Here is a 20410-nt window from a genome sequence, read left to right as displayed (position 1 = left end):
GTTCGAGGAGGAGACCATCGCGCGCCTCGCCCGCCACTGGCAAACCCTGCTCTCCTCCCTCGTCTCCGATCCCTCTCGCTCGCTCGCTTCCCTCCCTCTCCTCAGCGATGAGGAGCGCCTCCTCCTCCTCACCTCCTTCAGCTCCTCTCCCCAGCCTCTGCCTCCCGCTCCTGCTCCGGCCATCCATCTCCTCTTCGAAGCCCAGGCCCACCGCTCTCCCTCCTCCTGCGCCTTGCTGGAGCCAGCCTCCGGCTCCTCCCTCTCCTATCAAACTCTCAACTGCCAGGCCAACCAGCTCGCCCGCCTCCTGCTCTCCCTCGGCCTCTCTCCCTCCTCTCCCGTGGCCCTCCTGCTCCCTCCTTCCCCTTCCTTCTTCGTCTCCCTCCTCGCCGTGCTCAAGGCCGGCTCCTTCTATCTCCCCCTCGATCCCTCCACTCCTCCTGCCCGCCTGACCTCCCTCCTCTCCCAGGTCCAGCCCTCCTTCCTGCTCACCTGCCAGTCCCTCGCTCCCTCTCTGCCCTCCCTCCCCGCCGACACCACCCTCCTCTGCCTTGACTCCCCCGACACCCTGACGCTGCTCGCCTCCCTCCCCTCCGACAACCTCCCCTGGTCCGGCTCCCCCGACCAGCTCGCCTACCTCATCTTCACCTCCGGCTCCACCGGCTCCCCGAAAGCCGTCTCCATCTCTCACGCCAACCTGCTCGCCTCCACTCTCTCTCGCCTCCTCTTCTACCACCACCTCCCCCCTTCCCGCTTCCTCCTCCTCTCCCCCTGCTCCTTCGACAGCTCCGTCGCCGGCATCTTCTGGTCCCTCTGCTCCGGCGCTACCCTCGTGCTGCCTCCTTCCCCCCTCTCCGACCACCTCTCCCTGCTCCCCTCCTTGCTCCAACAGGCTGACATCTCCCACTTGCTCGCCGTCCCTTCCCTCTACCGCTTCCTCCTAGAACTCTCCTCCCCCGCTCAACTCGCTTCCCTGCGCTGCTGCATCGTCGCTGGCGAACCTTGCCCGCAGGCACTGGTCCACGCGCACTATGCCCGCCTCCCTCACACCCCCCTCTTCAACGAATACGGCCCCTCCGAAGCCACCGTCTGGGCCTCCGTCCACCTCTGCTCCCCTTCCGACCCCTTCCCTTCCTCCCCCATCGGGCGCCCTCTCCCCCACTGCCGCCTCTATGTCCTCGATCCCTCCTTCCAGCCCGTCCCCATCGGCGTCCCCGGCGAACTCTTCATCGGCGGCCCTTCCGTCTCCCCCGGCTACTTCCGCCAGCCCTCCCTCTCTGCCTCCCACTTCCTGCCCGACCCCTTCTCCTCCGACCCTCACGCCCGCCTCTACCGCACCGGCGACCTCGTCCGCTGGCTCCCTGACGGCTCCCTCCTCTTCCTGGGCCGCCTCGACCAGCAGGTCAAGCTCCGCGGCTTCCGCATCGAACTCGGCGAAATCGAGGCCCTCCTCTCTTCTCATCCTGCCCTCCAGGAGGCCGCCGTCCTCCTGCACCAGCCTTCCTCTGATGACCCCTCTTCCGCTCGCCTCGTCGCCTTCGTCTCCCCCCGCCCCGGCACCCAGCTCACCCCCAGCACCGTCCGCTCCTTCCTCTCCGAGCGGCTACCCGCCTATATGGTCCCTGCCTCTTTCATCATTCTGGACTCCCTCCCGCACACTCCTACCGGCAAGATTGACCGTCTCTCCCTGGCTGCCCTGCCTCTGCCAGAGATGAGCGAGGCCGAGAGCGAAGAGAAGCTATCACCCAGCAACTCAATAGAGACAACAATAGCCCAACTTTGGGAAGAGTTGCTCCAGGTCCACTCGCCCAGTCTCCAAGATAACTTCTTCTCCTTGGGTGGTCATTCCCTACTTGCCGCCCAACTCTTCGCGCGCATTGAGCAACGCTACGGTGTGCGGCTCAATCTGAGCACGCTTTTTAAGCATCCAACTATCGCAGAGCTCGCCAAGCTAATCGAGAAGGAACTACAGCATGCGAAAGCAGGAGCCGCAGAGGAACGCTCTCGGGAGACACCGGCAGATCCCGCAGCGTTGCCAGCACTGCCTCACCACGATCCAGAGCAGCCGGCCCCTCTCTCTTATGGCCAGCAACAGCTCTGGTTCCTCTCCCAGCTATTCAAAGAGAGGCCCTTGTATACAATCCCACTGGTCATCCGTATTGCTGGAGACCTGGATGAGAAGGCTCTTCAACAGAGCCTTGAGGCATTCGTACGTCGCCACCACCTCTGGCGCTCATCTTTCCCCTCTCTGGGCGAGACCCCGGCACAGGTGGTGCAACCTTGCCCTGCGCTCCCTCTCCCTGTGACCGATTTCTCGTCCCTGTCCGCCCCCGAGCAGTTCACCGCCGCTCGTTCTCTGATCGAGCAACAGATACGCCTCCCGTTCGATCTCTCTCAGGTCCCCCTGTTGCGCGCTTTCCTCCTACGCTTCTCTCCTCAGCTCCACTGGCTTGGCCTGGTTATTCACCACATCATCGCCGACGCTCAAACCCTCTATACTGTCTTGCCAACCGAGCTTGAGCAGCTCTACAAAGCGTACAGTCAGGGCCAGCAGCCTGATCTGCTGGCGCCCCGCTGTCAGTATGCCGACTATGTCCTCTGGGAGCAGGCCCACCTGACCCCCGAACGCCTGGAGCAGCTTTTTGCCTTCTGGCAAGAGTACCTGCACAATGTCCCGACCACGCTCGCATTGCCAGCTGACCATCCACGCCCGCCCACGTTCCACTACCGGGGTGGCAGTTACTACTTCTCAGTGTCTCCCGAGCTTGCTTCGGATTTACACCAGCTGGCTCGCCAGGAGGGAGTCAGCCTCTATACAGTGCTGCTGGCCGCCTTCCAGATTCTCCTCTACCGCTATAGTCAGCAGGAGGACTTTCTCATTGGAACATTCAGCACGAATCGCCACAAGAGACCAGAGTTTGAGGAGATCCCCGGCTATTTTCTCAACGCTGTTCCACTGCGTAGCTGCATCACTGATCCTGATCATCTGAGCGGACACGAGCTTATCCAGAGAACTCGCGAGGCTCTGGCCCAAACCCTGGCACATGATGACCTGCCACTTCCTCTGTTGGTCAGACGCCTGCACTCACAATGGACGGCTACAGGTAACCCCCTGTTTCAGGTAGCGATGGCCATGAATTCCTATCGCAGACTGGCCAGCAACGCATGGCAGATTCAAGAGTTGGCCATCGATAACGGCACAAGCAGATTCGATTTGACCTTGAGCCTGGAGGAACGCGCCAACGGAACTCTGACCGGTTGCTTTGAGTACAGCCAGGATCTGTTCGAGGAGGAGACCATCGCCCGGCTCGCCCGCCACTGGCAGACTGTGCTCTCCTCCCTTATCTCCGATCCCTCCCGCTCGCTCGCTTCCTTCCCTCTCCTCAGCGATGAGGAGCGCCTCCTCCTCGCTTCCTTCAGCTCCTCTCCCCAGCCCCTGCCTCCCGCTCCTGCTCCGGCCATCCATCTCCTCTTCGAAGCCCAGGCCCACCGTGCCCCCTCCTCCTGCGCCTTGCTGGAGCCAGCCTCCGGCTCTTCCCTCTCCTATCAAACCCTCAACTGCCAGGCCAACCAGCTCGCCCGCCTCCTGCTCTCCCTCGGCCTCAGCGCCAATACACCCGTTCCGCTCTTTCTGTCTGCCTCATCCAGCTTCGTCGTAGGACTCCTGGCCATTCTCAAGGCTGGTGGCTGCTTCGTACCTCTGGACCCTACCACTCCCCCAGCGCGCTTACAGGCGCTTTTAGATGAGCTGCAACCTCCCCTTTTGCTGACAACCCAGTCCCTCATAACCTCCTTGCCGCCTCTGGCCACTTCTTGCCTGGTGCTCTGTCTGGATGCCACCGAGACACAGGCACAGCTCGCCTCCCTCCCCGCCGACAACCTCCCCTGGTCCGGCTCCCCCGACCAGCTCGCCTACCTCATCTTCACCTCCGGCTCCACCGGCTCCCCGAAAGCCGTCTCCATCTCTCACGCCAACCTCATGGCCTCGCTCACCTCACGCCTGGAGTATTACAAGTCGCTTCCCCCCAGGGTCCATGTTCCCTTGCTCTCCCTCACCTTCGATAGCGCCCTGGCAGGCGTTTTCTGGACACTGTGCGTAGGAGGCAAGGTAATACTGCTAGCCGAAGAACAGAAGAGAAATCTCAGTCAACTGCCTGCATTCTTAGAGCAGGCTCAGGCTTCGCATTTACTCGTCGTGCCCTCCCTCTACCGCCAGATTCTGGAAGATGCGGCTCCTTCTCAGCTCGCTTCCCTGCGCTGTGTAATCATCGGGGGGGAAGCCTGCCCCCAGACCCTCGTTCGCGAGCACTATGCCCGCCTCCCTCACACCCCCCTCTTCAACGAATACGGCCCCTCCGAAGCCACCGTCTGGGCCTCCGTCCACCTCTGCTCCCCTTCCGACTCCTTCCCTTCCTCCCCCATCGGGCGCCCTCTCCCCCACTGCCGCCTCTATGTCCTCGATCCCTCCTTCCAGCCCGTCCCCATCGGCGTCCCCGGCGAACTCTTCATCGGCGGCCCTTCCGTCTCCCCCGGCTACTTCCGCCAGCCCTCCCTCTCTGCCTCCCGCTTCCTGCCCGACCCCTTCTCCTCCGACCCTCACGCCCGCCTCTACCGCACCGGCGACCTCGTCCGCTGGCTCCCTGACGGCTCCCTCCTCTTCCTGGGCCGCCTCGACCAGCAGGTCAAGCTCCGCGGCTTCCGCATCGAACTCGGCGAAATCGAGGCCCTCCTCTCTTCTCATCCTGCCCTCCAGGAGGCCGCCGTCCTCCTGCACCAGCCTTCCTCTGATGACCCCTCTTCCGCTCGCCTCGTCGCCTTCGTCTCCCCCCGCCCCGGCACCCAGCTCACCCCCAGCACCGTCCGCTCCTTCCTCTCCGAGCGGCTACCCGCCTATATGGTCCCTGCCTCTTTCATCATTCTGGACTCCCTCCCGCACACTCCTACCGGCAAGATTGACCGCCAGGCCCTTGCCTCGCTACCAGCTCCCGCCCATGAGAGCGAGCAAGAGGGGGAGGCAACCCCGCGTACTCTCCTAGAGCAGCAGCTCATGCAGATCTGGGAGGAGCTGCTCAACGTTCAGCCAATCGGTACCCGCGACAACTTCTTCGAGATCGGGGGCCATTCCTTACTTGCCGCTCGCCTCTTCGCCCGTATCGAGCAGCAGCTTGGCAAGCAACTACCGCTCTCCCTCTTCTTCCAGGAGCCGACCATAGAGAGGCTGGCCAAAGCCATTGAAGAGGGTGCATCTCAGGAAGATTCACGCACCCCCATCATCGCCTTACAACGCCAGGGAAAGAAGCGACCGCTTTTCTACCTTCACGGCGACTGGACCGGTGGAGCCTTCTACTGCATCGAGCTGGCAAAGCACCTGGGAGAAGACCAGCCTTTCTACGCTGTTGAACCCTACCGCTTCCCCCAGGAGGCCCCACCACCGAGCTTTGAAGAGATGGCCGCCGCTCACATTGAGGCGATCCGCCGGATTCAGCCTAGCGGGCCTTACCGCCTGGCTGGTTGGTGCAACGGCGGCCTGGTAGCCTATGAAATGGCGCGCCAGCTGCAAGCGATGGGGGAAAAGGTTGAGCTACTCGTGCTCATCGATCCCACCGCCCCCGAGCATGGATGGAGCCGCGCCCGCCTGGCCTGCTCCTTCATCAGAGTCCTGGGCACTCTGCTGCAGCACAACGAGCAGCAACAGCTGGAGCACTTCCGCCGCTGGCGGTACCGCTACAGTCTCTGGCGCTATCAGCTCGCCCGCTGGCGGAAAGGTCAACGAGAGAACGCTCCCCCTCCACCCAATGAGGGGCGCCAGCACTGGACAAGCACGTGTAGCTGGATACTCACGCGCTACCGTTCAGGCCCTTATTATGGGGACATCACCTTTTTCTGGGCCGCCGAAGAAGAGCGCTGGCGCCGTAAACCCTGGCTTGCCTTCGCCCGGCGCCATCAGCAGGAAGGCCGGGGGCGCATCGATAGCCAGGAGCTGCCAGGCACGCACATCACCAGCCGCACGACCTACCTCGCGGCCTTCGCCGCGGAGCTCAAGCGTCGCCTGGATGCAATGGAGGAGGAGGATGACAATCATCCAATAGATAAAACAGCGGTACGTGGTGAATGAGATCGAGACAATTGCGCCTGACCACAGTACCCAGACAATAGGCATCCTTTAGAGTAGCCGCTTCTCATGAGAGAAGCAAGCCACTCCATGAGTCCTACCTTCTTGCAGAGCTTTCAAGGAATTACTATAATGGAGGTGTCAGGCCATACTAGAGGTGGCGTAGATAGAACCCAGAGATCTGCCCGGGGTAGGCTGGATTGGAACGCCAGCCGGCGAGCCAACCAGCCAGCAAGCCCCGCAGTCAGTGTCTGGGAGAAAAGATCTGGGATCACGGTTGGGGTCTGCGCAGAGGTGGCCCATGCGCAAGCCTCAACCTTTTTTCTTGGGGAAAAGCGGGCACGGAGCAGGCCGCGCCCCTCGCCACCAGAGAGGAGGAAACTGGGGCAGAGCCAGTGAGTGTACAAAGGGAGAAAAAGGCAGATGAGGCTGGGGAAGAGGGCCGCGCTCTAGCGAAGAGCGCAGGGGCTGCTGCCACCCAGGCCACTGGCGAGGGAAAAGAGTGCGCTGATCCTTGGAAAGGGTACGGATCTGGCGGTGAGAGAGAGAGAAATAGCGTGGACGATAGGCGAAACGTCTGCTCATGCAAACTCCTCTTTTGCAGCAGAAGCCTTCCAGATCATTGATCGACCGATACAGCCAGGAGAGCGGGGTTCAGGTCCGCTTGCCCGTGGAGGCTGACAAACAAGTATGAAGGGGCCTCACTACAACATACGTTGGGTGAGGCCCCTGACTTCACGATCGTATCAACCATGTCTTGTCATGCGGCAAAGAAAAAAGAAGGCGCTACACTAGCGTTATTCAACGAGGTAGCGCCAGGAGCGAGCGAGGCTAGCGACTGCAAGCGCAGCCACGTGGCTCGCCGCCACCACTGGCCGTCCTAAAGGAGTGGCCACAGCTGCAGGTCGTCACGGCATTTGGATTGTTCACCGTAAAGCCGGCCCCCATCAGGCTATCAACGTAGTCGATCTCGCTGCCGTTGACATAATCCAGGCTCATCTCATCGATGAGGACCTTGAAATCGCCCTGGGAAATGACCATATCGCCTTCCTGCTCCTCATCCAGGGTCATGCCATACTGGAGGCCGGAGCAGCCACCGCTGGCAACGAAGATACGCAAGCCCAGATTAGGATCGTTCTCCTGCTGCAGGAGCTCGCGGATCTTCTCCACTGCCAGAGGAGTTAGCGTCACCACGCTGCTTTCGCTCTTTTGCTGCTGCTTCTGCTCGATCATAAGTCTCTCTCTCCCAAAAGTAGAACCTGCTTGCTCACCTCAAGCCCACCACGGTGGGCCCCACGCATCCAACAGACACGTGTCAGGCCTCCTATGAAGACACTTCAAGCACCCAGTTGCCCCTTATTATATCCCACGAGGTCTACAGCGTCAAGGGAAAGGGCCCTGGCCTCACGCTCTGAGCCAGCCAGCCAGCTAGCCAGCCCAGAGCTGGGGCAGAGGTGATCAGCTCCCGCTCAATCCTGGCAGTCAGTAAGAGCAAGTAGCCGGCGCTAGAGACCAAAGCGTTGCCGGACACGGATCAGATTAGCCAGCAACGCCGGTATCTCCGGTGGGGAACCATAGAGCAGACCACCATGCCACTCACCAGTGGAAGTCATCCGTAGCATGGTATTGGCTGCAGACCAGCTCTGAGCGAGTAAATGGGCGGCAAGACCGCTGACGATAGGCGTGGCAAACGAGGAGCCTGACCAATCTGCCCAGCCAGTGGCGTTCGGCTCACCGGTGGGGAATGTTGGTGAAATATAGACCCCCCTGACAGCATCGGGCAGATCATTACTATCTCTCACCCCCTCAACATCACCCCCGAAAGTAGCCACGCCGCCATTCACTGGCGGCATCGCAGCGGCATTAGCAAATTGGGATGGCTCGAAGCGGCTGTTGACTGAGGTCACACTGACCACTGTTGCATAGCGCGCCGGAGCTCGCGGCGGTCTTCGCCGCTTCTCCTGGCGAGCCTCCGGCCACGAATCGTTTCCCGCAGCTGCAACGAGCAAGGCCCCCTGGGCATAAAGGCTTTCAAACAGGAGACGCAGCCCATCCTCTAGCAGCGTCAGGACGCTCATCACACTGGCTAACCCCCGACTCGGCCAACGGCGATCATCGAACCAGACATAAGGCAGACGGCGAGCATCGGGCAAGGTGGTCAAACTCAAATTGATCACCAGGCGCCGAATAGCCCCCGAGAACAGCTCTTTCTCCAAACCAGTCAGGGCCGCAAATAGTCCATAGAGATCGCCGCCGCCATAGTCATTAAGAACGCGAATCAGCCGAATACGCGCCTGGGGAGCAATATCGCGAATCAGGCCAGCCACAAAGAGGCCGTGGTCAGGCATAGGATAGTAGAAAGCTTCGCCGTAACGGTCCCGCCCCGTGCGCACGGCCTCCCAAAGCGGATAGCGATCATATTCGATTTGAAATAATCCGCGGTCATTGCGCAAGTCGGCAGCCAGACGCTGGAGCAGCCAGTTCCGCCGAAACTCAGGGCGCTCCGCCGCCCGTAAGAGGCGCTCGGCCTCGACCGCAGTGTCAAGAACCGCCACCAGGACATTGCTCGCTCCCTCGGGATCAAGCAAGAGCCCCTGATCAAGAAAGGAAATATGCCAGCCAAGCGGTGGCTCACTGGCCCCAATGGCTGGCAGCTCTAGCCGCGGAGCAGGACGGGGCGGCAGGGCAGGCCCGCCAACACTGTAATAAAAAGGGGCAGCAGTGACTAACCAATTGGGCATAATAGAGACGAGACGAAGACCTCGCTCAGCCAGTTCTTCAAGATGCACTTGCAGATATGCAAGCGCAAGAGGCATAGGATCAATAAGCGCTTGCTCTAAATGGCGCACCTGATAGAAAATCGCCACCAATGGTTGCTGGCGATGATAGCCAAAGAGAAAAGCCCGCTGGCGAATCGGAGGCCGGGGCGGACTCGCCTCCTCCTGCCAGCGTCCCCCGCTCCCATACGGTTCCAGCATAAGATGATGGGGTGCCAGAAGAGCATTGAGCTGGCTCCGTACCTGCTCAGCCAGCAATTCCAAGGCATCTTCAGCCGGCCTTCTGGGCAGTTGCACCACAACTACCATCTCGCCCCGTACCCAGTAAAATAGCTCGGTTGGTCTCCCTATGAGGTCAGCAGCACCAGGAGTCATGCACAGATCCCCTTCTAGCTAGAGCTAGCACGGCTTGAACAAGGGCACAGCACGATGGGCAGCGCTCCCTTCACAAGTAGACAGCCGCGCCAGGACGGCATCTTGGTCCTCCTCCCTCACCAGAGAAGACCAGCTCTCCTCGCGCTTGCTTCTCTGTCTACTCGCTTCATGCAAAATGAGATGGAGCGACTGTTTTCTATCATCGGGCATTATAACTGAACCAATAGAAGATGGCAAATAGGCCAGGCCCCCTGCCAAAGCGCTTTTCGGGGAGGACCAGCAAGATCCGCCTGACTGGGCTGGCTGGCAACCGGAAGCCACTACCGCCTTTTCTTCACTCCCACAATCCCGCTATAATGAGAAAAGAAGCCCTGGGAACCGGGATTCAGGGAGAAGAACTAGAAAGAGTACCTTTGTGATGAGCGCAGACCGCCTTTACGCCAGCCTGCTCGATCTGGTAGCCTTGCCCTCCACATCAGGGCATGAGGAGCACGTTCGCCAGTACCTTGAGACTACTCTGCAGGCCCAGGGGTTAACGACCAGCGTTGATGGCGCCGGGAACCTGATCGCTCTGCTTCCCGGCCAGGGGCGCCCCGTGCTCTTGAATGCTCACATGGACCGCGTTCCGCCGGGGCGGGGACAGCGTCCCGTGTTGCGGAATGGCGTCCTCTACAGCGATGGCAGCTCCAACCTCGGAGCTGACGACGCCGCCGGCCTGGCCATCATCCTGGAAACGCTCAGGCGTCTCCAGGAAGGCTCACTGCCCCACCCGCCCATCGTCGTGCTCTTCACCGTTCAAGAGGAGAGCGGCCTGCAGGGCGCTCGCGCTTTCGATCCAACTCCCTGGCAGGTAAGCGATGGCATCGTCTTCGATAACGCTTTTGAGGCAGGCGTAGTTGTCTCGCGCGGCGCCCACTATGAAGCCTTCGATGTCGAGATCATTGGCCGCACTGGCCACCCCGGCAAAGATCTACGCCAGACCGTGAACGCCCTGGAGATTTTCCGCCAGGCAACCTACCCTCACGGTTCGCTGGCCAATGATCAAACGCGGATTTTGATCGGACGTATCGAGGGTGGTAGCGCTCGCAATGCCGTCCCTGCTCGCGTGCTGCTCCAGGGAGAGCTGCGTAGCTTCGAGGGAGGCGAGCAGATAGAGCGCTACCGTGAACGCTTGCGCACGGCCTTTGCAGAGGCTGCCCATCAGGCCGGAGGGCAGGCTGAGGTACGCTTTGTCCCTCACTGCGGTTCCTACCTTGTTGATGAACAGGAGCCGCTACTGTCCCTCTACCGTCAGGTGCTGGCCGATCGTGGCGAGCAGCTCCAGCTGCGCCCCACCTTCATCGGTAGCGACGCAAGCGCCCTCCGTCCGCGCGTACGTGTCTTTACCATCTCCACCGGCGTGGTGAATGAGCATTCTCCCGCAGAATACGTGCCGCTCGCCCCACTGGAGCAACTGGTAAAAGACACCCTGGAGGTGCTGCGCCGTTGGTCGGTTGCAGGCTAAACAGCTCAGCACGCAGCCGCGAAGGCGGCCCAAAGAGCAGCGGAGGACAGGGTAACACTGAACAGGCCGGATTGCGCCCAGAGAGTCCGGTCGGAGATGGCCGTTTCGTTCGGCTCATTGCCCAGCACATCCTCGTCGGCTCAAGGGGTCGCTCCAACAGAGGCTGGCAGGCAAGGCAGACGTTGCCTGAAGCTCCAGTGGCACCTGAATCGTATTGGAGCATAGCAACCTACAGGCTAAAGGAGGAGACTGCAGGTGATACCATTTCAGGACTTCCCAGGGCCACGCCGACATGTGCCCTGGATGACGTGGGGCCTGATCCTGGTCAATCTACTGGTTTTCCTTTACGAGCTTTCCCTTGGGGATCGCGCAGATGAGCTGATTTTCGCCTACGGAGTCGTGCCCGCCGCCCTCTTACATGGTGTTCCTCAGACGGCCCTGGTGCGGGCTCACCTTGCTTTCCAGACCCCTGAGCCGGTCTACTTTACCTTGATTACTTCTCAGTTTCTGCACGCCGGTTGGCTGCACATCGGCGGCAACATGCTCTTTCTCTACGTCTTCGGCGATAATGTGGAAGACCGTCTGGGACACTTCCCTTATCTCTGCTTCTATCTGTTGTGTGGCATCGTAGCCGGCCTTGCCCAGGCCGTGGCTTTTCCTGACTCCACGGTTCCCAGCATTGGGGCCAGCGGCGCGATCGCCGGCGTGTTGGCAGCCTACCTGGTGCTTTTCCCCGTGGCCGGCGTGCGTACCGTCATCTTCATCTTCTTTTTCTTCACCATTGTGACACTGCCAGCGATTGTGCTCATCGGCCTCTGGTTCCTGCTGCAGCTCTTCGATGGCGTGGCCTCCCTGGCCCAGGTGCAACAGGGGATGGGTGGCGTCGCTTATCTGGCCCACGTTGGCGGCTTCCTGACTGGCCTGATCATTACGCTGATCCTGCGCCCCTGGCTCAAGCCCCCCGCCACTATCAGCTACCCCTCCTATCCCTACCACCCCTACTCGCGCGAGAACGATTATCGCCGCTGGTGGTAGAGCGGAGCCCGGACTATACACCACCAGCTGATCGGACGCTCTCTTATCTTCGATCTCTTCCAGAAGCATGCGCTCTGGAATGGCGAAACCAGGGTCTCCAGGCCAGAGCACATGCTTCGCGTCTTCCAGGCTTCACGGCGTCTCAGCGCCGTTCCCCATCCTCTTTTGCCTGGCGCAAAGGCAGCTCCAGAAGCTGCTCCTCTATCTCCCGCCAGGCCGCTTCTTGGGCTTCAGACAGCGATAACGAGCGGCCCGCTACATTGGCCTCCTCCACCTTGCGACTGACATATCTCCTGAAGTTGCGAAGATATGGCAATTGCTCAATGTAGAGAGGCATCAGGCGCAGCTCGATATCGCTATGGCTGTAGAAAGCCTCGGGGCGAAAGGAGAGAGACATCAGCTGGGCATAGCGCTCAATCAAGGACTGCTGGGCCTGAGTAAAAGCATGAGGTAAAGCGCTGGAGACAATGAGACAGCCGGCAACGCGCGTCTGCCAGAGAATAGGGCAGGCCACCGCGCTCTGCTCATGCTCGACCCAGTGAGCCGGGAAGAGACTATACTCTTCGTCGCGGCTAGGGATCGTCACCAGACGGCAATGGGTCACAGCAGCTCCGGCCAGCGACTCCGCTCCCAGGAAAATCGTCTGCTGGCTGAGATCGCGCGGCCAGGGAGGATTGCCGCGTCCAACAATCTCGCGCAGGCTGCGCACTTTCTGCCCCGGGGCCGGCGGCGGCATGCAGCGCGCGACTGTCACAGCCAGGCCATGTTGCTCTGGATCAAGCTGTCTGAGCATCTGCTGTAACAGAAGATCATAGAGCGCTTCTGGATAGAGAGCAGGGGGCGTCGTCGTATACATGCTGAGGGCACGCACGTAAACCTCGATGGGTGGCGCTGGCAGCGCTGTCGGGACTGAGCTTTCCGCAGGTTGCTCCAGCAGCTTCGGGAAGTCTTTGGCCAGCAGACGCATCAGCTCAGGATGGATCTCACGCGGGACCGCCTTCAGCAAACGCCGGATGTTATCCTCCCGCGGTTGCACCACCCCCCGGGCCCAACGCCTGAGCGTAATTGGCTGTACCCCCATCTCCTGCGCAAGTCGCCTCTCCAGCTGAATGTCCTCAATAAGCTGACTCAGCAGTTCCTGCCAGGTTTGCAAGTGTCTTCCCTTCCCATAGCGTTCCTGAAATATCATTAGAACACTTTATTAAAAGAATCGATTGATCTACGTCTCAATTCCAAGAGGAAAAGCTGTTTCGTGACGACTCTTCTATGATAGCATATCTCCCCATTGAATAACAATCTTCCATGCACATAGTAGAGGATATTACCAGGGAGCAAGAGAGAGAACCAAAGAGGGCTGGCGCGTTATTGCTGCAACCAGTCAATCGTCACTCTATCAGAGCTGAACAATTTGCCTGTGGGAAAGAGCGGGTCCAGCTCTCTTCCCAGGGCGATACGCGGCTACCGCTCCTGATTGGGAAGGGGCATCCACAGGTTCGCCGCCCATTGAGTCTACGAGCACTCACAGACCTGGGGTTTTACGATCAATGAGAATGCTCATGCTTCATTCACTCCGCTCTCGTCGCTCGAGAGGAGAGCAGCTGAGCCAGCCTCTGACCAAAGATGAGGCTGTCCCGCTGCTCTCATCAGTCCCTGAATCTGCAGTTGACGAGCAAATGCATTCTGTGTCCGCTTGGCATTCCGCCAGCCAGCGGAGGGAGCAAGAAGCTTCTCCCGCCTCCCTCCCATCTGCGTTAGAGGAACCAGCCACGATAACAGGCGAGAACAGACTGCCTGAACAGAAGGGACAGCTTGACCAGGCTGTAGCAGACCAGAGCAAGACGCAGGTGGAGACAGCGACTACGGCTATCCGCTCCCCCTGGCTCACGGCCATCCAGCAGGCCCTACCGATCTATACTGCTACCCACCTGCTCTATCTGCTCCTGAGCTACGTCGCTTTCCTCTTTCCCGGCGACACCAGCAGCACTAGCGGCCCCGTCCTACGAGCCATGATCAACAGCTGGAGGCACTGGGACACTGGCCATTTTATTGCCATCGCCCTGCATGGCTATAGTGATTGGTGGCGTACGGCCTTCTTCCCCCTCTATCCCCTCCTCATTCGCCTGCTCAATTATCTGGCTGATAACCCTGTACTGGCGGCTCTGGTCGTCTCAAACCTGGCTGGCTTCGGCGTTCTGGTGGTGTTATACCGCCTGATCTCCGAGGACTTCGGCGAGGAACTCGCCAGCCGCACTGTGCTCTACTATGCAACGTTTCCTATGGCTTTTTTCCTGGCTGCAGCCTATAGCGAATCACTCTTTATGCTTCTTTCTCTTCTCTGTTTCTTTGCCCTACGGCGCGGACAGTGGTGGCAGGCTGCGCTCTGGGGTGCCCTCGCCAGCCTGACGCGAGTCACAGCTATTCCGCTTCTTATCCCTTTTGTCTATGAGTACCTGCGTCAGCATGATTTTCGCCTGCGCAAATTCCGCCTTGATGTGCTGAGCATCCTTGGCATCCCCAGCGGCCTTGCGCTGTTTGCCAGCTACTGCTACCTGCGTTTTCACGATCCGCTGGCTTTTTCTCACGCGGAAGCGGTCTGGCAGCGCAGTCTTCAGCCCCCCTGGCTCGCCTTTAGCGCAACCATTGCTGCTCTTGTTCAGGATTCCAGTCACCTCGATTTTATTACTATCCATCGCGTCATCGACCTGACGCTGCTGACCGCAGTGCTGGCTCTGGTCATACTGCTCCTGGTCGGCCCCTGGCGCCTGCGCGGCCCCCTCGCAGCCACCTACACGCTCTACACTGTTGGAGCGTTCATCTTCTTCCTGCTTGTTCCTGCAGTGGGACGCTATCCCACGCTGTCGATGCCGCGCTACGCTTTGGTTCTCTTTCCAGCTTTCCTGATTCTGGCGCGCCTTGGCAGAAGTGAAAGCTTTCGCCTCCATTACTTGCTGATCTCGGGAGGGTTGCTCACCTTCTCCGCACTCCAGTTTCTCATCGGTCAGTGGGCCGGCTAGGAGTGGGGGCCTGAATCGAGACGGTCGCCAACTTCTATCGCTCACCAGGCCGTAAGGACAGAGCAATGAACAGGGCTATGAGCAGAGGTCAAACACGGTGACTTGCCGCGCCGCGCTGGTCTTGGTCTTGTTCAGAGCGCCCAGCATGGCTGGATTCACTGCTCTTTCTCGATAGTAATCCAGCCATGCTTGAGCGCATAGACAACCGCCGCAGTGCGATCATTCACAGCCAGCTTCTTCAGGATTGAAGTAATATGATTCTTGACAGTCTGATCGCTGATTTTGAGCACTTTGGCGATCTCCTTGTTGCTGCGCCCGCGGGCAATATGATCAAGAATTTCGATCTCGCGGCTGGAAAGCGGTGACGGTTCCTTCTGAGCGTTGTCGACCTCTTCCTCTTCCTCGTTGAGCGCCCGAAACGAGGCCAGGACACGCGAGGCAATCTGCGGTCTGGCGAGCACATCATCGTTCATCAGATACTCGCCGCGACTGACCTTGCGCACCGCCTCCCTCAGTTCTTCCAGGCCGATGTCGCGTGTATAGTAGGCCGCGGCGCCTACCTTAATCGACTGGAAGAGATCTTCTTCGTTCTCGGCAGGCGTTAGCATAATCATGGCGACCTGCGGCGCGACCCGCCGCACCTGACGAGCGATCTCCAGAGGGTCGGCGCAGGTCAGACCAGTGTCAATCAAGGCGACATCAAGTTGGCCATCGCCAGCGATTGTTAGAATCTCGGCAGGATCGGTGGTCTCGCCGATGATCTCACAGTCGCCCATGCGTTCCAGCGTAGCATGAATACCAATGCGCAACAACGGCTGCTCTTCAACAATCAGGACACGTATTGTCTCCATCCAGCTTACGGCAGTCCTCTCACTGAGAGGGACTCCTCTCCTCCTTCCGGCTCTACAGCGTTGATGTTTCTTCTCATTCAAGCCCTTCCTCCCGCTCCCTGGCCAGCTCCTTGGCGGAGACAAGGCCCGCAGGCTATCAGTTGTGTGAGGCTAGCCCACGCTCTTCCCCCGCCCAACGGTACTATTCTACCCCGGTGGTCTAGTCAAAAGTACTATCCTCAAGAAGAAAGTACTAGGCATGGCTGCATTCGCCCTCTCTCTTCTTCCCTCTGCACATCGTGAGACTTGCGCTCATCGGGGCGCCTGTGTACCGTAGCTAGCCAGTCGGCCTCTTCCTTCAGACGGGGGTAAGAATCAGGTTCGTGAAATGAAGCAGCCTCGTTCTGCGTTTTTCTCAATAGGCGTAGTATGATGAGGGGAGTAGAGAAGGGACAGTCCTGAGAAGGCATTTCAGGCTATCCTTTCTAGCCAGCATCCCTGGCCATTGCTCACCCTTTTCAAGGATGAAAGGCAAGCGAACAGCATGCAGAAAACACGAGGAAGGGCCATGAAACGCGCAGCCATCCAGATCCATACTCTCCGGCCTCAGTCTCAAAGGCAACCGACAGGCAGGTTGCAGCTGGTCGCGTTGGCTCTGGTCGGCCTGCTGCTGTTGAGCGCCTGTGGTTCAAATAGCTCTAGCTCGCTGGTGAGTGGGCCCAGGACGGTGCCCACACCGTCCATCTCCCCAACGCAGCAAAATGAGGGGAAGATGGCGCTGGAAACCTTTCAGCAATGGATTAACCTGATGCAGCAAAATGGTGGAGATACGGCAACCTATCAGCAGCAGTACCAGAGCGACCAGCAGGCTCTGCAACAGGCCCAGACAGCCAGCGCTTATAGCCGGGCGTTGACCACTCTGAAAGGGCATATCAACGCGATCCAAATTCCGGCGATGAAGGCTGAGAGCGCCCATCTCCAGCAGCAGCTGGCCCAGGCAGTCAGCGCCTGGGGAAAAGAGCATACCTATCACGATAACTACAATAATCAGACCTACCCACTGGGCTATGAATACGGCTCCCAGGGCATCGGCGGGAGCCTCTGGCTCGGTGAAGAGCTGAGTCAGGCTCAGACTCTGGCCGACTACCAGCAGGTGGTCGAGGACCTGCAGATGTGGTTGACGAATTTCGAGGCGATGAAGGCTAACTTCAGCGATAAGACGCCCTATAACCAACCTCATAACACCGATCTGGATCTGCTGCGTCACTATGGCTATATGGATAAGCGGGTGGTGGTGGTCTCACTGAGCGAGCAGGCCCTGCGGGCCTACGATCACGGTAAGCTGGTCAAAGCCTTCCTGGTGACTACCGGGCAGCCCGATCTGCCAACGCCTCCAGGTACCTGGTGGATTGAAGGCAAGCAGCATCCGACGGTCTTTAAGTCAAGCGAGCCGAAAGGTTCGCCCCACTGGTATCCCGATACGAAAATCAACTACGCCATGCAGTACCATAGCAATGGCTACTTTCTGCACGACGCCTGGTGGCGCGCCGACTTTGGTCCGGGAACCAATTTCCCTCACCAGGACACAACTGGTGATCCCTTTGCTGGCCAGGGCTCGCACGGCTGCGTCAACATGTCTACCGATAATGCCGCCTGGCTCTATAATTTTGTGAGCCTGTACACCCCCGTGCTGATCTATTAGCCCGCAGGCAGCGTGCGCAGGGCTAGATCAGCAGGCCAACCGGCCAACGCTCAACAGGAGAACGAGAGAGAAGAAACGAGGATGGTCACGGCCTCGCTGTGGAGACCTGAATGAGCCCCTCGCCTCTTCTCTCTCGCTTTTTGCGTAGATGCTCCTGGCCAGCGAGCGTGGCTAGCGCGGGGTCACAACGGCACTGAAATCGTTGTTGGCTCGCCACATGGCTGTGAACATGTCGTAGGTCATGCGCGTGAAATTGGCCGGGGAGGAATCGACCGTATACACGTACCGGCTATCTCCACCACGGATGACAAAGATATGGCCGCCAGGAAAATAGTAGCCGTCGCGAATGCTCACGATGACGGGCGTACCGCTGTTAGCAATGGAAATGATATCCTGCAGCGTGCGTGTATGACTCAGGCTGGCATTGAAGCCAAAATAGTTCGCTGTCATAGCGATCCCCTCCTCTCTGAGCAAGCCCAGCTGCACATCCCAGACACCGAGCTGGAGCTCGATCTGCAGTACGTCGGCAGCGATGAGGTGACGGCCATAGGCGTTCATCACTTCCTCTAAGGCAATCCCTGAGCAGGAGGAGTAAGACCAGACCTGCCACTGGTAGTCAGTGTGGTACTGACTCCGCGAGGCCGAGTCGACACGGACGATGCGCGCACTAGCCGTGTCGGGCAGAGGATGGGGCGCAGTCTGCAGGTCCATCGTTGAGGATGCAGAGAAGAAGCTGAATGTAGCGGTCAGACTGCGAAAGGTGTCCCGCACAATCCCCCCCTGGCTTGCCAGGGCCAGGCCCAGCATGAGCAGGAGGCCCAAAGAGACCAGCATGCGCCAGCGGCGGTACCATGAAGGAGGGAGAATAAAGCCCGGCAGCGGCTGAGCCTTCTCAAAAGGGACTAGCATAGCCTCCTGCACGGGCAGGACGACGCTGACTTGCTGCTCCTCACAGGCAACGACCAATGAGCGATTGCTGACCGTCTCTACCCGCCTGGAGCGCCGATGGCGACGGAGCACCCAGAGTCCCAGACCGACCAGCAACAAGAGCACGCAGCCACAGATCAGCGCCATCACGATCGAAGAGAGCATAGAGCAACCTCACGCTGTGCAGAGAATGAGGCTTTATCTTTAAATTAGTATAGCTCAGCGAAAGCCGATCAGACGACTCTTCTAGGAAAAACAGCCTGATCGTGCTAGTATCGCTTGTGGTCGGCTTCCCTCCTCTGGCCGTTAGTGGCCACACCTGATTATGTGGGCTGTGGTTGAGGAGTTGGTTGGTGATCGCAGATCTGCAACGGAAGTGGTCGCATTGCCGTCAGCTCAGGCTTCTCAGACTTCAGAGGCCTCCCGGAGAAGCTTTCTGGCGGCTCACTCACAATCAGCAGACTACCAATACAATAGTAGAGCGACCTGACCTCACTCTACCGCGTTCGTAGATGAGCGAGGCCAGGCCAGCAACAGCGATGGAGATAGCTAGGCTAGCGCCAGCGCTTCCTTCCTCTTCCTATTCAGGCATGGGGAAGCTGCGTCCCTCCATTTGTTCGAAGGCGTGGCGCAGGACCGGAGGAAGTGGATGCGGGCGCCCCGTCCGATAATCGCACCAAACCATCACGGAGCGGCCAGTGGCGAAAATACGCTCGTGGTTGTGTGCATCGCGAATCTGGTGCTCCATAATAAAGCTGGTGCGCCCAACATGCGAGACCCGTACACCTACTTCGGCGCGGTCTGAGCGGATCAGTGGCAGTTCGTAGGTGCAGCTGACTTCTTTGACCAGCAGACCATAGCGCGTCGCGCGCGGCCCTGTCTGGATGCGCGGATTCTCAGCGCCCTGCCGCTCCTGGGCGGTCTCCTCTCCCGGCCATTCCTTGAGCCAGCGCTCCAGCAGGCTGAGATAATAGCTGCGAGCTTCTTCAAAATAGGTAAAGTAAACGGCATTATTAACGTGGGCAAGTGGATCAAGATCGCGAAATCTGATCTGCAGGGGATACCAGCAGGGAAAACGTTCACTCATTGGGCTCCTGTCACTGGTCCTTTCGTTGCTAGATAGGGATCGATTGAACCGGGGTTGTACGCTCTTAAAAGCATAACGAAAAGGCGCTTCTCGGAACAAGGGCACATCGTTGAGTGAGCCTGGTTGCACTTACCGGCTGCCTTCCCTGATCGGCCAACGCAGAGAGGAAGTTGCCCCCCTCGCCCCTGCTGCCCGGCCAGCAAGCGCAAGCAGGTAAGAGTCAACCGCAGAACAGCAGCCAGCTTTGCTGGAGGGGAGACTGGTCGTTCTTGCCACGATGCGGTATGCTACAGGCAGAACCAGGCCCTCCGGTTCTCTCAGCAAGCAGCCCTGCGGGGCTTGAATTCATCGGGGACGAAAGAAATCATGGACGCAGTACACGATGAGGTCCGACTACGAGAAAGTATTAATGAGTTCCTCGCTCGCTATGACACGCTGGCGATCGCTACGGAGGACAATGGCCAGCCTTATGTGACACGTGTCTTCTATGCAGAGGAGTCACTGAGTGAGGAACGCAAGACGCTGACGCTTTACTGCACCTTCATTCTGACGTCGCGCAAACTGGCGAATCTGCAGCGCAATCCGCGCGTTGGTATCTTTATCGGGCCAGGAGAGCCCACCGCCTGGCTGGAGGCAACGGCTGAGGCCCAGCTGATCAACGACGAGCAGGCCAGCGCCGCTATTCGCCAGCGCCTGACCCAGAAATCGCCAGCGGCAGCCTCTTTCATCGCCAGGCTGCCAGTCCAGGCCATTGCTTTAGAGGTGCGCTGGCTACGCATCACTGATCTGACTGAGCTGCCTCGCCAGACGGAGGCAACTTTTCCACTGGAGTCGCGATCGGCAGGACCAACGACTTACTAGTCCTGCCAGCATCCAGCTCTCCCCCAGGGCCAGGCCGACGGCGCGGCAGACACCACGATCCGAGAGCAGTCAGTCAGTAGTCCATTGGCCAGGCGAGGGGAAGGAAGAACCAGGTGCAGCGCCAGTGCGTTGCCAGTTCGTTCCCCATCGCCGCCTTCCAGGTGGTTCTGTCTGGTCGGTCGATCG

The 20410-nt window shown here is 59.4% G+C and carries 13 protein-coding genes; 6 read left to right on the top strand and 7 right to left on the bottom strand.

The window, feature by feature from the left end; translation table 11 throughout:
- Positions 1 to 232: 232 nt before the first annotated feature.
- Positions 233 to 6115 carry a non-ribosomal peptide synthetase gene (locus tag BGC09_RS20885; protein WP_245688611.1) on the top strand — a complete coding sequence of 1961 codons (5883 nt, stop codon included), beginning with the start codon at positions 233 to 235 and terminating at the stop codon, positions 6113 to 6115.
- Between the two features lie 309 nt (positions 6116 to 6424).
- On the opposite strand, the gene BGC09_RS20880 is transcribed toward BGC09_RS20885, so the two are convergent.
- The 3 genes from BGC09_RS20880 to BGC09_RS20870 all read right to left on the bottom strand — a co-directional run bounded on the left by BGC09_RS20880 (position 6425) and on the right by BGC09_RS20870 (position 9264).
- A complete protein-coding gene (locus tag BGC09_RS20880; protein ID WP_069806140.1) occupies positions 6425 to 6697 on the bottom strand; it encodes a hypothetical protein in 273 nt (90 codons plus the stop codon).
- A 246-nt stretch (positions 6698 to 6943) separates the two neighbouring features.
- Positions 6944 to 7345 (bottom strand): iron-sulfur cluster insertion protein ErpA, encoded by a 402-nt coding sequence (gene erpA / locus BGC09_RS20875; RefSeq protein WP_069806139.1) that lies wholly within the window; start codon positions 7343 to 7345, stop codon positions 6944 to 6946.
- Between the two features lie 272 nt (positions 7346 to 7617).
- Positions 7618 to 9264 carry a S8/S53 family peptidase gene (locus BGC09_RS20870; RefSeq protein ID WP_084659199.1) on the bottom strand — a complete coding sequence of 549 codons (1647 nt, stop codon included), beginning with the start codon at positions 9262 to 9264 and terminating at the stop codon, positions 7618 to 7620.
- A gap of 418 nt (positions 9265 to 9682) precedes the next feature.
- Between BGC09_RS20870 and BGC09_RS20865 the strand changes: the two genes are divergently transcribed.
- Complete coding sequence (locus tag BGC09_RS20865) at positions 9683 to 10768, top strand: M20/M25/M40 family metallo-hydrolase (RefSeq protein ID WP_069806137.1); 1086 nt, start codon at positions 9683 to 9685, stop codon at positions 10766 to 10768.
- A 255-nt stretch (positions 10769 to 11023) separates the two neighbouring features.
- Positions 11024 to 11803, top strand: a complete 780-nt coding sequence (locus BGC09_RS20860; RefSeq protein ID WP_069806136.1) for a rhomboid family intramembrane serine protease — start codon at positions 11024 to 11026, stop codon at positions 11801 to 11803.
- Positions 11804 to 11945: 142 nt separating this feature from the next.
- Here the strand turns inward: BGC09_RS20860 and BGC09_RS20855 are convergent, their stop codons facing one another.
- Positions 11946 to 12992 carry a GAF domain-containing protein gene (locus BGC09_RS20855; RefSeq protein ID WP_141727896.1) on the bottom strand — a complete coding sequence of 349 codons (1047 nt, stop codon included), beginning with the start codon at positions 12990 to 12992 and terminating at the stop codon, positions 11946 to 11948.
- Positions 12993 to 13647: 655 nt separating this feature from the next.
- On the opposite strand from BGC09_RS20855, the gene BGC09_RS20850 reads away from it, so the two are divergent.
- On the top strand, positions 13648 to 14817 hold the full coding sequence (locus BGC09_RS20850) for a mannosyltransferase family protein (protein ID WP_176728996.1): 1170 nt from the start codon (positions 13648 to 13650) through the stop codon (positions 14815 to 14817).
- Positions 14818 to 14972: 155 nt separating this feature from the next.
- Here the strand turns inward: BGC09_RS20850 and BGC09_RS20845 are convergent, their stop codons facing one another.
- The gene (locus BGC09_RS20845) at positions 14973 to 15668 is read right to left on the bottom strand and encodes a LuxR C-terminal-related transcriptional regulator (RefSeq protein ID WP_069806133.1); all 696 of its coding nucleotides are present in this window, start codon (positions 15666 to 15668) and stop codon (positions 14973 to 14975) included.
- 547 nt (positions 15669 to 16215) lie between these two features.
- On the opposite strand from BGC09_RS20845, the gene BGC09_RS20840 reads away from it, so the two are divergent.
- The gene (locus BGC09_RS20840; protein ID WP_069806132.1) at positions 16216 to 17349 is read left to right on the top strand and encodes a L,D-transpeptidase; all 1134 of its coding nucleotides are present in this window, start codon (positions 16216 to 16218) and stop codon (positions 17347 to 17349) included.
- Positions 17350 to 17520: 171 nt separating this feature from the next.
- Here BGC09_RS20840 and BGC09_RS20835 read toward each other — a convergent pair whose 3' ends face one another.
- Together BGC09_RS20835 and BGC09_RS20830 are read right to left on the bottom strand one after the other, a co-directional pair.
- Positions 17521 to 18441, bottom strand: coding sequence for a C39 family peptidase (locus BGC09_RS20835; RefSeq protein ID WP_069806131.1), 921 nt, complete (start codon positions 18439 to 18441; stop codon positions 17521 to 17523).
- A gap of 415 nt (positions 18442 to 18856) precedes the next feature.
- Complete coding sequence (locus BGC09_RS20830; protein WP_069806130.1) at positions 18857 to 19363, bottom strand: acyl-CoA thioesterase; 507 nt, start codon at positions 19361 to 19363, stop codon at positions 18857 to 18859.
- A gap of 366 nt (positions 19364 to 19729) precedes the next feature.
- Here BGC09_RS20830 and BGC09_RS20825 point away from each other — a divergent pair, with 366 nt between their 5' ends.
- The gene (locus BGC09_RS20825) at positions 19730 to 20224 is read left to right on the top strand and encodes a pyridoxamine 5'-phosphate oxidase family protein (protein WP_069806129.1); all 495 of its coding nucleotides are present in this window, start codon (positions 19730 to 19732) and stop codon (positions 20222 to 20224) included.
- Positions 20225 to 20410 lie beyond the last annotated feature (186 nt).

The organism is Thermogemmatispora onikobensis (assembly GCF_001748285.1).
GTDB classification, from domain to species: Bacteria; Chloroflexota; Ktedonobacteria; order Ktedonobacterales; family Ktedonobacteraceae; genus Thermogemmatispora; species Thermogemmatispora onikobensis.
Note: the sequence above shows the minus strand (reverse complement) of the source record. Positions and strands in the feature narration are given on the sequence as shown.

Coding starts and splice junctions, on each gene's coding strand:
- BGC09_RS20870 (WP_084659199.1), bottom strand. CDS start 9,264: ATGACTCCTGGTGCTGCTGACCTCATAGGGAGACCAACCGAGCTATTT.
- BGC09_RS20880 (WP_069806140.1), bottom strand. CDS start 6,697: ATGAGCAGACGTTTCGCCTATCGTCCACGCTATTTCTCTCTCTCTCAC.
- BGC09_RS20840 (WP_069806132.1), top strand. CDS start 16,216: ATGAAACGCGCAGCCATCCAGATCCATACTCTCCGGCCTCAGTCTCAA.
- BGC09_RS20835 (WP_069806131.1), bottom strand. CDS start 18,441: ATGCTCTCTTCGATCGTGATGGCGCTGATCTGTGGCTGCGTGCTCTTG.
- BGC09_RS20855 (WP_141727896.1), bottom strand. CDS start 12,992: ATGATATTTCAGGAACGCTATGGGAAGGGAAGACACTTGCAAACCTGG.
- BGC09_RS20865 (WP_069806137.1), top strand. CDS start 9,683: ATGAGCGCAGACCGCCTTTACGCCAGCCTGCTCGATCTGGTAGCCTTG.
- BGC09_RS20825 (WP_069806129.1), top strand. CDS start 19,730: ATGGACGCAGTACACGATGAGGTCCGACTACGAGAAAGTATTAATGAG.
- erpA (WP_069806139.1), bottom strand. CDS start 7,345: ATGATCGAGCAGAAGCAGCAGCAAAAGAGCGAAAGCAGCGTGGTGACG.
- BGC09_RS20845 (WP_069806133.1), bottom strand. CDS start 15,668: ATGGAGACAATACGTGTCCTGATTGTTGAAGAGCAGCCGTTGTTGCGC.
- BGC09_RS20830 (WP_069806130.1), bottom strand. CDS start 19,363: ATGAGTGAACGTTTTCCCTGCTGGTATCCCCTGCAGATCAGATTTCGC.